This is a genomic window from Buttiauxella sp. AC038 (assembly GCF_979253565.1).
Window position 1 is genome coordinate 4,356,712 of sequence record NZ_CEEDCQ010000001.1, and the last position, 11,903, is coordinate 4,368,614.

The 11,903-nt window shown below is 50.4% G+C and carries 12 protein-coding genes and 1 other RNA gene; 5 read left to right on the forward strand and 8 right to left on the reverse strand.

Annotated features, from left to right (window positions below):
* The first annotated feature begins 132 nt into the window (after positions 1-132).
* From AC0IXI_RS20685 to AC0IXI_RS20695, 3 genes are all read left to right on the forward strand, one after another.
* The gene (locus AC0IXI_RS20685) at positions 133-525 is read left to right on the forward strand and encodes a DoxX family protein (RefSeq protein WP_064515925.1); all 393 of its coding nucleotides are present in this window, start codon (positions 133-135) and stop codon (positions 523-525) included.
* A gap of 79 nt (positions 526-604) precedes the next feature.
* A complete protein-coding gene (locus AC0IXI_RS20690; protein ID WP_471683031.1) occupies positions 605-1,597 on the forward strand; it encodes a glutathione S-transferase family protein in 993 nt (330 codons plus the stop codon).
* A 105-nt stretch (positions 1,598-1,702) separates the two neighbouring features.
* Positions 1,703-2,086 carry a DUF805 domain-containing protein gene (locus AC0IXI_RS20695; protein WP_151993985.1) on the forward strand — a complete coding sequence of 128 codons (384 nt, stop codon included), beginning with the start codon at positions 1,703-1,705 and terminating at the stop codon, positions 2,084-2,086.
* A gap of 92 nt (positions 2,087-2,178) precedes the next feature.
* Here AC0IXI_RS20695 and AC0IXI_RS20700 read toward each other — a convergent pair whose 3' ends face one another.
* A complete protein-coding gene (locus tag AC0IXI_RS20700) occupies positions 2,179-3,069 on the reverse strand; it encodes a LysR family transcriptional regulator (RefSeq protein ID WP_471683032.1) in 891 nt (296 codons plus the stop codon).
* Between the two features lie 106 nt (positions 3,070-3,175).
* Here AC0IXI_RS20700 and AC0IXI_RS20705 point away from each other — a divergent pair, with 106 nt between their 5' ends.
* Complete coding sequence (locus AC0IXI_RS20705; protein ID WP_064516008.1) at positions 3,176-3,877, forward strand: pirin family protein; 702 nt, start codon at positions 3,176-3,178, stop codon at positions 3,875-3,877.
* Between the two features lie 33 nt (positions 3,878-3,910).
* Positions 3,911-4,081, forward strand: a complete 171-nt coding sequence (locus AC0IXI_RS20710; RefSeq protein WP_471683033.1) for a hypothetical protein — start codon at positions 3,911-3,913, stop codon at positions 4,079-4,081.
* A 1-nt stretch (position 4,082) separates the two neighbouring features.
* On the opposite strand, the gene AC0IXI_RS20715 is transcribed toward AC0IXI_RS20710, so the two are convergent.
* From AC0IXI_RS20715 to garL, 7 genes are all read right to left on the reverse strand, one after another.
* Positions 4,083-5,390 (reverse strand): L-cysteine desulfidase family protein, encoded by a 1,308-nt coding sequence (locus tag AC0IXI_RS20715; RefSeq protein WP_471683034.1) that lies wholly within the window; start codon positions 5,388-5,390, stop codon positions 4,083-4,085.
* A gap of 43 nt (positions 5,391-5,433) precedes the next feature.
* Positions 5,434-6,756, reverse strand: a complete 1,323-nt coding sequence (locus tag AC0IXI_RS20720; RefSeq protein ID WP_471683035.1) for an SLC5/6 family protein — start codon at positions 6,754-6,756, stop codon at positions 5,434-5,436.
* Between the two features lie 508 nt (positions 6,757-7,264).
* Positions 7,265-8,362, reverse strand: coding sequence for an AAA family ATPase (locus AC0IXI_RS20725; protein ID WP_471683036.1), 1,098 nt, complete (start codon positions 8,360-8,362; stop codon positions 7,265-7,267).
* Between the two features lie 216 nt (positions 8,363-8,578).
* Positions 8,579-8,956, reverse strand: an RNA gene (gene rnpB, locus AC0IXI_RS20730) — RNase P RNA component class A.
* Between the two features lie 42 nt (positions 8,957-8,998).
* The gene (garK, locus tag AC0IXI_RS20735; RefSeq protein WP_064515914.1) at positions 8,999-10,144 is read right to left on the reverse strand and encodes a glycerate 2-kinase; all 1,146 of its coding nucleotides are present in this window, start codon (positions 10,142-10,144) and stop codon (positions 8,999-9,001) included.
* Between the two features lie 59 nt (positions 10,145-10,203).
* Positions 10,204-11,094, reverse strand: coding sequence for a 2-hydroxy-3-oxopropionate reductase (garR, locus tag AC0IXI_RS20740; protein WP_064515913.1), 891 nt, complete (start codon positions 11,092-11,094; stop codon positions 10,204-10,206).
* Between the two features lie 27 nt (positions 11,095-11,121).
* On the reverse strand, positions 11,122-11,892 hold the full coding sequence (gene garL / locus AC0IXI_RS20745; RefSeq protein ID WP_471683037.1) for a 2-dehydro-3-deoxyglucarate aldolase: 771 nt from the start codon (positions 11,890-11,892) through the stop codon (positions 11,122-11,124).
* Positions 11,893-11,903: the final 11 nt, after the last annotated feature.

Below are 11,903 nucleotides of genomic sequence, written 5' to 3' on the forward strand. Positions count from 1 at the left end.
CCTTGCTAACAATCCCTTAACGTCACGTCTATTATCCTCTCCATCAACCGCAGTCACCGGTAACTACCGGAAACTGCAAAGACAAACATCCCTGGGCTGATAGCACCCACAAGAGATTCGCTGGAGAGTAAAATGAAAAAATTAGATGATGCAGGTGTTCTGTTAGCTCGTGTCCTGATGCCGATTCTGTTCATCGTTGCAGGTTGGGGCAAAATTAACGGTTATGCCGGCACTCAACAATATATGGAAGCGATGGGTGTTCCTGGGTTCTTGCTGCCATTGACCATTCTGCTTGAGTTTGGTGGCGGCCTGGCGATTCTGTTCGGTTTCTTTACTCGTACCACAGCAATTATCACCGCAGTGTTCACGATTCTGACAGCGTTCTTGTTCCACGGTGATTTCAGCCAGGGCATGAACTCAACCATGTTTATGAAGAACTTCACCATCGCCGGTGGCTACCTGTTGCTGGCTATCTTCGGACCAGGTGCATACAGCATCGACCGCATTCTGAAGAAAAACTGGTAAGGCTTCTATACTGATTAGAAGTAAAAGCGAAGGTTAATACCTTCGCTTTTTTGTTTTTAAGGCTCACGAGGAGAATGAAATGGGACAATTAATTGATGGCGTCTGGCACGATGTCTGGTACGACACCAAATCCACTGGCGGCAGTTTCAAACGCTCAGAGTCAGCTTTTCGCAACTGGTTGACGGCGGATGGTGAACCCGGCCCAACCGGTAAAGGTGGTTTTGCTGCCGAGAAAGATCGCTACCATCTCTATGTTTCACTCGCCTGCCCCTGGGCTCATCGCACATTAATCTTGCGTGCGTTAAAAGGCCTCGAATCTTTTATCTCTGTTTCTGTGGTTCACCCGCTCATGTTGCAGGATGGCTGGACGTTTGATGATGATTTCCCAAACGCTACCGGTGATGGCTTATATCAGCATGAATATCTCTATCAGCTCTATTTACAAGCTGACTCAGATTACACCGGGCGCGTTACCGTACCTGTTTTATGGGATAAGAAAACGCAGACTATCGTCAGTAACGAATCCGCTGAAATCATCCGTATGCTCAATTCCGCGTTTGATGCGCAGGGTGCTCGCGCTGGGGATTATTACCCGACGGCATTACGTAGCCAGATTGATGAGCTAAATAGCTGGATTTACGACAGCATTAATAACGGCGTATATAAAGCCGGTTTTGCCACGTCTCAAGAAGCTTACGATGAAGCTGTCACCAAAGTATTCGAGTCTCTGGCACGCGTTGAGCAGATCCTCGGGCAACATCGATATTTAACTGGCGACCAGCTTACCGAAGCGGATATTCGTTTGTGGACCACACTGGTGCGTTTCGACCCGGTATATGTCACCCACTTTAAATGCGACAAACACCGCATTAGTGATTACCTGAATGTGTACGGATTCTTGCGTGATATCTACCAAATGCCGGGCATCGCTGAAACTGTCGACTTCGGGCATATCCGCCACCATTACTACCGCAGCCATAAAACCATTAACCCTACCGGGATTATTTCCATTGGTCCCGCTCAGGATTTGAATGAGCCTCACGGGCGCGACGAACGGTTTAACAGGGGTTGATAAAATTCATATGAACTATGATTTACGTAAAATCCATTCACGGCTATTCTTGAAATAGATCGCTTACAGATCAAGTGATTGATAAAAAATCAAGGCGGGCTACAAATGGATTGGTATTTCAAAGTTTTAAAAAATTATCTTGGCTTTAGTGGACGTGCACGCCGCAAAGAGTTCTGGATGTTCATTCTGGTCAACCTTGTGCTCACCGTGGTTTTAAGCATTCTGGACAAGATGTTAGGACTGCGGATTGCAGGGGATGAAGGTCTGCTGACGACGGTTTACGGCGTACTGATTTTTCTGCCTTACTGGGCCGTACAGTTCCGGCGGCTACACGATACCGATCGTTCAGCCTGGTGGCTGTTACTGTTGTTAATACCGTTGGTGGGCTGGTTGATTATTCTGGCGTTTAATTGCCAGAACGGCACGCCTGGCGAAAACGAGTACGGCGCGGATCCAAAGCGCCTGGATGCACGATTCGTTAGTGAATAATAATTTAAGAATTGTGGCGGGTAGCGCAGCGCTTTCCCACCCAACAAACTCACTAAAATAGGGTGGAGCAGCGCAAAAGCTGCCCACCCTTTTTATTTCAATAATTTTGGAATTTCACGCAGGCACCAGGCTTTTGCTTCGCCCATGCTATCGCGTCGCCACGCCATGATAATGTCAATTTCATTGGTGTATTCCGGACTCACCACACGTAGCCTTCCTTCAGCAATATCCTGCTCGACCATCGGATAAGGCATCGTCGCTACACCCAACCCGGCCAGCAATGCCTGGCGTTTATCTTCCATGCTACTTACCGTAAGACGCGGCTGTTTATCCAGTAACTGCACTGTCAGCACGGGACGTTCCCGCGCGGTATCAGCAACCGCGATACCGCGATACTTCACGCGCGTCACCTCTGAAAGCGGCTCCGGTTCATTGTGAATCGGGTGATCAGGTGCCGCGACATAAACGCTCATCACCTTATACAGCTTGCGTGAGTTAATCTCAGATGAAGAACGGAAGTGCATATCCGGAGCAATCACAATATCCGCCCGACCTTGCTCTAAACGCTCCCATGAACCTGCCAGCACTTCAGTAATAATCGACAGCTGCGTGTTAGCTTTACCGGCAAGTTTTTCCACCAGCGGATACAGCTTCGCCGTCGGCACCAGAGCCTCTGTAACAATGGTGAGATGCGTTTCCCAACCACGCGCCAGTGCTTCGGCGTCAGTGGTAAGTTTTTCAGCCGCTTCGAGCAAAACTCGCCCACGCTCCAGTAACATCCGCCCGACATTGGTAAATTTGGTGCGATGACCTGAACGGTCAAACAGCACAACATCCAGTTCCTCTTCCAACTTTTGCATGGTGTAGCTCAGCGCCGACGGTACACGCCCCAACTCATCAGCAGCAGCGGCAAAACTCCCACGCCTATCAATTGCGTCCATGACCCGCAATGCCTCTAGCGTCAATGCTCTCTCTTTAGCCATCTCGTTCTCATTCAGGAAATTTGAACATACCAAGCAGATTAACTGGCTAACAATGCAGCGTCCAGAGCTTTACCATGGGTACAGTGTAAAAAGAGGTCAAGAAATTATGATTACGCCAAGAACTGCCAAACAATGCGGGAAAGCGGACTATGGATGGCTCCAGGCCCGCTATACGTTTTCCTTCGGTCACTATTTCGACCCGAAATTGTTGGGCTATGCTTCGTTGCGCGTACTCAACCAGGAAGTGTTAGCACCGGGTGCGTCATTCCAGCCACGAACCTATCCGAAGGTTGATATTCTCAATTTGATTCTGGAAGGCGAAGCGGAATACCGCGACAGCGAAGGCAACCACGTTCAGGCTAAAGCGGGGGAAGCACTGCTCATTTCCACCCAGCCAGGCCTCAGTTACAGCGAGCATAACCTGAGTAAAGAGAACTCTCTAACGCGGATGCAGCTATGGCTTGATGCTTGCCCGGAGCGCGAAAATACGCTGGTGCAGAAAATCACGCTTACTGATGAGTCACAACAATTACTGGCCTCACCGGATGGCAGCAAACAGAGCTTACAACTGCGTCAACAAGTATGGATTCACCAGATTGAACTGGAGAAAGGCCAGCAGCTCAGTTTCCAGCTACATGGCCCGCGTGCTTATTTACAGTCAATTCACGGTACGGTCCACGCTGTAACGTCTGCCGAAGAAAAAGAAGGGCTTACCTGTGGTGACGGCGCTTTTATCCGTGATGAAGCTAACATTACGCTGGTCGCAGATACCCCATTGCGTGCATTGCTGATAGATTTACCGGTCTGACCAGTATCAGGAATGGACCAACAGGAGTTATCCGTGAGCAAGAAACCATCGACGAAGAAAACGGCCAAAAAAGCAGTGTCAGCGGTTGTGGTTGCGACAACAACCGCTGATGTCGAGCTAAGTTACGACGAGATGCTCAACGAACTGGAAGCGATTGTTGTCGAAGCAGATATACGACTGGCGGAAGAAGAAGCCAGCCTCTGAATTAGGCGACCTTATTCGCCATAATCGCAATAATCTGACGATCGGTGTGCTGCATTGCCTGGCTTGCCAGCGCACAAAGATTACGGATCGATTGCTCCACATCATGAGCAACGATCCCTTCATTCCCGCTGACAGACGTATTATCGAGTGCCATCAGCACCGCTTTCCATGCCGAAGCGGCGCTGGTAGACACTTTCATCGCGCAACTGTTTGAAGCCCCATCACAAATCATACCGCTAACATCACCAATCATATTACTGATAGCCATTGAGATGCTCTTGTAGCTGCCGTCGATTAACCAGGTGATCCCTGCCGCCGCCCCCATTGCTGCGGTGGTTGCCGCGCATAACGCAGAGAGTGCCGGCAACTGATGGTGGATATAAATCGCTGTCAGATGCGACAGTATCAGCGCCCGCGCCAGTTTCTCACTGTCACAGGCGAGATGTTCTGCCACTACAACCACCGGCATTGTCGCGGCGATGCCTTGATTGCCTGAGCCTGAGTTGCTCATTGCCGGAAGACACGCGCCTCCCATACGTGCATCAGAAGCAGCGGCCGTACGGATCATAATGTCGCTCAACAGATCTTTTGCCATCAGGCCACGATCGAGCTGGCGCTGTAACGTCGAACCGATATGCAAACCGTACTGCGCCCGCAAACCTTCCCGGGAAAGCTCGCTATTCAACAAGGCCGCATCGAGAATAAAACCAATCTCATCAAAGGGGACACCCTGTGCAAACTCAACAATCTGCTCAAGGCTGACGTTTTCCATAGAGCAGGCTTGCGCCTTCCCTTCCACCTGGCCATCTTCAGCGGCATCAAACAGCACATCACCGTCTTTCTCGATTCTGATCACTCGGGTATGTTCGCCCGCGATGACCACCGTTGCCGACTCTTTGGCGGTATAAACCGTCACGCTGGTATATAGAATCTCATCACAAGGTTGTTGAATACTGACCTTCACATCGCCACGCGCCAGCAGCAGTTTTGCGGCAGCAATCGCCTCAACCGGCGCACCTTTCAGCACTTCCAGCCCCGCAAGTGGGTCGCCCCCAAGCGCCCCCACCGCAGCAGCGATAGGCAGGCCGACCATCCCGGTTCCCGGAACCGTAACACCCATACCATTTTTCATCAGATTCGGTGAAACGCGAGCCTCGATGCGTGTCACTTGCCCCGCCAGATGCGAGGCGGCCAATGCACTTGCCAGCGCCAGCGAAATGGGTTCTGTGCAGCCCACTGCGGGCTTCACATTTTGTTTCACAGCCAGGATGAGTTCAGCCCATGCTGGGTTAATTGCAGAATTTGCCATTTTTTAGCCTTAACGCTTATATCCAGAAAACACATGCCTGCAATCAGGAGAATGCAAGGAATGGAGAAATACACAATAAGAGGCCAGTGATAACAATAATGACCAGTGAGACACCTTTATATTTATGCAATGCCGGGACTTTATAGACCAGCCACGCTGGAATTAAGCACCCTACCATGCCAAATATTGGGCTACAGATTGAGGTAAAACTTAATACCGGAGCATTCAGAACAATCGCACTCCACGCCAGTAAGATGGCGAATACCATAATTCCGCGCTGCACCCACTTCTCATTAATTTTTTCCGCAGGCATTTTCCGGCGCAGAATATTAATCACGATACCTTGCGTTGCTTCACGGAACCCGAGATAAACCCCAAAGAATGCGGTCATAACAGCGAAGATATTTAATATCACGCTGACTACTGTGACCCATGCCCCGGCATTTCCGTTAATAAACTGAGCGGCAATAGCCAGTGCTGAAATATTTTGTTCATACGCTTTTACCGCCTCGTCATGCCCCATCGCCAGAGTAAAAGAGACGGCATAAAAGAAAACGGTCACAAACAGAATGCCGAAAGCGATATTCATCGCACGTAGAGCTTTAAAACGAGCCACTTCGCGTGATTTTTCTTTAGAACGGTACGAAATAACCATCGGGCTAAGCGTCTGGATAAACAGAATAGACGTCAGCGTAAAGGGCAACGTAATAATCGCATTCTTCAGCAGCAACCCCATTGGCGGCAGCGTGCCTGCGTTATACAAATGCCACATGCCGACCATTGAAACACCCAGCGCGGCGACCACTAAAAGCTTGGTTAGCACCATATATCTTGAGACTTTAAATAAGAGCTTTTCACCGCGCGATGAGATAGCGACCAGAATACAAATCAGCACCAGGCCATAGAAAGGGTTATCCGATAATAGCCCTTCCGTGACGCCAAACGTATGTAAATAAGAGGCGCTGTCATTAGTGATGGCTGTGGAGTAAACAAACATCCAGATAACCAGCATAATAAAATAGAGTAAACCCAATAATATCCCCCAATTTTTACCCAAATAACCGCTTATCACACTCGGGTAATCTTTACACTCCGGGGATTCTGCCAACGTATTAATAAATAAACGCTGAAACAGATACATTGCTGGATAGCCGACTATCGATGAAAGAAGGAAAACCCATAATCCCATTAACCCAACCTGAACGGGTAAGAAAACGATTCCCGCACCAATGGCCATCCCGATACTCATAATGATCCAGCCGACATCAGTGCTGTCAAATTTAGTGGCGGTTTGCCATTCACTTTCAGTCATTCCTGCACGACTCGATGCCGGAATATTAACGGCAGTAATGCTTCCTGTTTCCATAAAAATGCTCGCTTTAATGTGTAGGTTTTAATTATGAGTGTTCATTACAGAGTGATTTCCCAGACCATTAAAAACCTGAATGCGTGTTTTCTGGTCTTATTCGAATGTAAAAAGGATAGCGCGTGCGGAGGAGAAAAAATTTGCTACTCTATCTGCGCATTAGCAATAAAAGAGCAAATAATTCTCCATTCAGAGAAATATCTTCACTTTTGATTCACGCTTTGCATTTTGCGTAGTAAATAATTATTTAGGCAGTTGAGATAATTGCTTAATATATTGTTTTTAAACAGTTTTTAATGAATATTTATCTAAAGCTAAATTCGGAAGCAGCAAGGCAGTGTGAGCTGACGCAACAAGCGAGGTTAATAGCCTGTAACATCAGAGAACATGTATTTTGATGCACTTCACACTCTGGCATCGCTTTAGCAGGAACCTCTGATTATTGTTTCAATAAGGTTAAGGTTAAGATTTTTTCCCTGCCATTAAGACATTTGCTTACAGTAAACAATCACGAGAGACGGTTTACACAAGTTTCCCCGTTCTCAATCCCCAGTTGATAGAGCGTAAACGGCGTGTGCTTTTCGATAAGTGTCGCCAGTTCAGGCGAATGGCTGGTGAGCCAGATTTGTGTGTAACGACTCGCTTCTGCAATCAGGCGAGCCAACGCGGGTAACATCTGTGGATGCAGGCTATTTTCCGGTTCATTCAATGCAATAAAGCGTGGTGGACGCGGGCTAAGTAGCGCCACAGTCAGGCACAAAAATCGTAATGTCCCATCAGAAAACTCAGCCGACTCCAGCGGGCGGTTAATGCCCTGCCGGTGCATCATCATCTGGAAACGTCCGTTACTGTTATCACAGAAAAATGTGCATTCAGGGAAGGCTTCACCCAGCACCTCAAACAGTAACTCGCTATCACCAATCTCAACGATGGTCTGGAAGGCAGCGGCCAAATTCAAACCATCGCCAGACAGCACGGGCGAGCGATATCCCACCTGTGGCAAGCGCAACCCGGCTCCTTTCGTGATATCGAACTCATGGTAGAAACGCCAGTTACGTAGCGTTTCGCGGGCGCTGGAAACTTCAGGGTAAAGATGTGGCTCGCCAAGCTGGCCGAACAACGATTCGTTTTCGTAGAGCGTGGCGGCGTGCGTGACTTTCTCACCGTTAACATCGTTGAGAAAAACGGCCTGGTTGCGACGATGCATAATTGACGAAGAAGGTCGGCGGCGGAAACCACTCAGCCAGATTTGCTCTTCTTTTACGATAGGATCGAGATCGAACATAGTTGGGTACGGTAATTTGTCCGGGAAGCCGACCTGCAATTCGTACTCGAAATCGTCGGTATCGACCGCAAGGGTCATCCGGCGAGGCGCGCTGGCATACCCTTTGGCGCGGGAGCCTGCCCACATAACCTTTTGGATCCCACCTTCATCAGACAGCCAGTGTGACAACTGCCCCATCGCCGCGCCGTGGATCAAATGGATTGCTTTATAGATATTGGATTTCCCGCAGCCATTCGGGCCGAAAACCACGTTCAGCCTTCCCAAATCGATGGAGAGTTTACGCACCGAGCGGTAGTTGTCGATATACAGAGACTTGATCATGGCGGCGTGGAATCCGGTGATGGCGGGAGTCGTATTATGGCAATTGTTCTATATATACTCTAAATAATTCGAGTTGCATCGCGGCGGCAAGAGAACAAGTGCCGATGAGCTTACTCCAGTAAGCGATTTGGGCGAGTGAGCGTAGCCAACAAAGAAGCGGCGCGAAGTATGACGGGTATAAACAAAAAACCCGCCGAAGCGGGGTTTTTGTTGAATGGTTGAAGCTGACCGATAAGCCGGGTTCTGTCGTGGACAGTCATTCATCTAGGCCAGCAATCGCTCACTGGCTCAAGCAGCCTACCCGGGTTCAGTACGGGCCGTACCTTGTGAACCCCTATTTGGCCTTGCTCCGGGTGGAGTTTACCGTGCCACGGACTGTTACCAGCCGCGCGGTGCGCTCTTACCGCACCCTTTCACCCTTACCTGATCCCGCTTGCGCGGGCCATCGGCGGTTTGCTCTCTGTTGCACTGGTCGTGGGTTACCCCCCAGGCGTTACCTGGCACCCTGCCCTATGGAGCCCGGACTTTCCTCCCCTCCGCCCGTCTCCTTCCGAAGAAGGACGACGACGAAGCGGCGACTGTCTGGTCAGCTTCGGCGCGGATTATAGAGGGTTTGCCCCCCCATGTCACGCATGCTTAACGAGTGATGTTCATCCCAATCTCAACGGTTGCTGCAATATCACGCGAAGCACGGTAAATATTATCGAACGCATTTTTCAGCGCTTCTTCCAAAGTACCGATGCTATTGAGCACGCTAAACACGGCATCAATTCCGTACTGATGAACAATAGCGACATCACTGGTCAGCGAACCGGCAATCCCAATCACCGGTTTGTGGTACTTTTTGGCGACCGCAGCCACGCCTACCGGGACTTTGCCGCGGATACTCTGACTATCCATACGCCCTTCGCCCGTCACCACCAGCGAACAATCGTGAATATGTTCTTCAAGGCGCAGAGCTTCAGTCACTATCTCGACTCCACTACGCAATTCCGCGCCGAGAAACGCCATTAATGCGGCACCCATGCCACCTGCCGCACCCGCTCCGGGGGCATTTTTAACATCGATGCGTAAGTCTTTTTTAATCACATCCGCAAAATGAGCAAGATTGGCATCCAGCTCAAGAATCATCGCTTCATCGGCCCCTTTTTGTGGCCCGAAAACACGTGATGCGCCGTTGTCACCAATTAATGGATTCGTCACATCACAGGCAACGTTAATCACACAGTCAGCCAAACGGCTATCGAGGCCTGAAATATCAATGCTGTTCAGGCTCATTAAACTGCCACCACCGTGACTAATTTCTTTACCGACAGCGTCACACAATTTCGCGCCCAGCGCCTGCACCATGCCCGCGCCGCCGTCGTTAGTTGCGCTGCCACCAATACCGATAATAATATTGCGCGCACCGTTATCCAGTGCCCGTAAGATCAGTTCACCAGTACCGTGCGAAGTCGTAATCAGAGGATTGCGGTTCACGACTGGCACCAATGCAAGCCCACTGGCTTCAGCCATTTCGATAAACGCGGTTTGCCCGTCACCGGACATTCCCCAGTACGCCGTCACTGGCTCGCCCAGCGGCCCGGTCACTGTCGTGGTGATTTTCTTGCCCTGCGTGGCACTGATCATGGCATCGACCGTACCTTCCCCGCCATCTGCAACCGGGACCGATATATATTCCGCATCAGGAAATATTTCGCGAAATCCTTTTTCAATGGCCTGCGCCACATCAACCGCTGAGAGGCTTTCTTTATAAGAGTCGGGTGCGATTACGATTTTCATAATGTGTCCATGCCAAAAAAGTGCCGAGAAAATCGGGCATCCGGGGATGCCCATCTCTTTTATTTGCTGACTTCTACTTTCGCCAGTTTTTCGTAGTAGCACGCGATTGCACTGTGGTCGTCATTACCGTGGCCATCTGCGCGCAGCGCTTGCATCATCTCCATCACCGCAGCAGTTAGCGGCAATTGCGCGCCAACACCGTGTGACGTATCCAGCGCGTTCGCCAGATCTTTAATGTGCAGATCGATACGGAAACCAGGCTTGAAGTTGCGATCCAGAACCATCGGCGCTTTCGCTTCCAGAACGGTGCTGCCCGCAAGGCCGCCGCGAATCGCCTGGAAGACTAATTCGGGATTCACACCCGCTTTCGTTGCCAGCACCAGCGCTTCAGACATTGCCGCGATGTTCAGCGCCACAATCACCTGGTTTGCCAGTTTGGTGACGTTGCCTGCGCCGATATCACCGGTGTGCACCACGGAACCGGCCATGGATTTCAGCAGATCGTAATACTTGTCGAAAATCGCTTTATCGCCGCCAACCATAACGGACAGCGTGCCTTCGATAGCTTTTGGCTCGCCACCACTCACTGGCGCATCCAGCATATCGATGCCTTTCGCTTTTAGCGCTTCGCTAATTTCGCGGCTCGCCAGCGGTGCGATAGAACTCATGTCGATAACGACGGTACCCGGTTTTGCACCTTCGATAATGCCGTTTTCGCCCAGAGCGACTTCTTTAACGTGCGGGGAGTTCGGCAGCATGGTGATGATCACATCACACTGCTCAGCAATTTCTTTTGGCGTCGCTGCAGTTTCTGCACCCGCCGCGATAACTTCAGCAATCACCTCTGCATTACGGTCGGCAACCACCAGCGAATAACCGGCTTTGATGAGGTTTTTACTCATTGGTTTGCCCATGATGCCCAGGCCAATAAACCCAACTTTCAGTGTCATAATTCAGTCTCTCTTTTCAGATGGTGGTTATTTTTTAAAAGAATCAGCCAATTTCTGGGTTGCCGAGCGGAAGCAGCCTAAATCACTGCCCACAGCCACAAAGGTCGCGCCCCATTCCATATAACGGCGCGCATCGGCTTCAGCCGGTGCCAGGATGCCGGCTGGTTTACCGTGCGCTTTAGCACGGGCAAAGATGTGTTTGATGCAATGCTGCACGTCCGGGTGTGAAGCATTACCCAGATGGCCTAATGCCGCAGCAAGGTCACTTGGGCCAACGAAGATCCCGTCTACGCCTTCGGTTGTAGCGATGGCATCAACGTTATCAACACCCTGCTGGCTTTCGATCTGCACCAGAATCGTGATGTTCTTGTTGGACTGCGCGAAGTAATCCGGCACGGTGCCAAACATATTGGCGCGGTGTGAAACGGACACGCCACGAATCCCTTCAGGTGGATAGCGGGTTGAAGAGACCGCCAGAACCGCCTCTTCCTGTGTTTCCACAAACGGGATCAGGAAGTTATAGAAGCCGATATCCAGCAGGCGCTTGATGATCACCGGGTCGTTGGTTGGAGCGCGAACCACCGCAGCACTTTCGCTGCCTTTAAGTGCCATCAACTGCGGGATAAACGTCGTGATGTCATTTGGCGCATGTTCGCCATCCAGCACAATCCAGTCGAAACCTGCCAGACCCAGCACTTCGGTGCTGATAGGATTGGCGAGCGCAGACCAGCAACCAATTTGAGTCTGATGTGCTGCCAGTGCTGCTTTGAATTTATTTGGGAAAACGTTGGTATTCATCTGTTGCCCTT

Coding starts and splice junctions, on each gene's coding strand:
- AC0IXI_RS20685 (WP_064515925.1), top strand. CDS start 133: ATGAAAAAATTAGATGATGCAGGTGTTCTGTTAGCTCGTGTCCTGATG.
- AC0IXI_RS20690 (WP_471683031.1), top strand. CDS start 605: ATGGGACAATTAATTGATGGCGTCTGGCACGATGTCTGGTACGACACC.
- garK (WP_064515914.1), bottom strand. CDS start 10,144: ATGAAAATCGTAATCGCACCCGACTCTTATAAAGAAAGCCTCTCAGCG.
- garR (WP_064515913.1), bottom strand. CDS start 11,094: ATGACACTGAAAGTTGGGTTTATTGGCCTGGGCATCATGGGCAAACCA.
- AC0IXI_RS20725 (WP_471683036.1), bottom strand. CDS start 8,362: ATGATCAAGTCTCTGTATATCGACAACTACCGCTCGGTGCGTAAACTC.
- AC0IXI_RS20720 (WP_471683035.1), bottom strand. CDS start 6,756: ATGGAAACAGGAAGCATTACTGCCGTTAATATTCCGGCATCGAGTCGT.
- AC0IXI_RS20705 (WP_064516008.1), top strand. CDS start 3,176: ATGATTACGCCAAGAACTGCCAAACAATGCGGGAAAGCGGACTATGGA.
- AC0IXI_RS20695 (WP_151993985.1), top strand. CDS start 1,703: ATGGATTGGTATTTCAAAGTTTTAAAAAATTATCTTGGCTTTAGTGGA.
- AC0IXI_RS20700 (WP_471683032.1), bottom strand. CDS start 3,069: ATGGCTAAAGAGAGAGCATTGACGCTAGAGGCATTGCGGGTCATGGAC.
- garL (WP_471683037.1), bottom strand. CDS start 11,892: ATGAATACCAACGTTTTCCCAAATAAATTCAAAGCAGCACTGGCAGCA.
- AC0IXI_RS20715 (WP_471683034.1), bottom strand. CDS start 5,390: ATGGCAAATTCTGCAATTAACCCAGCATGGGCTGAACTCATCCTGGCT.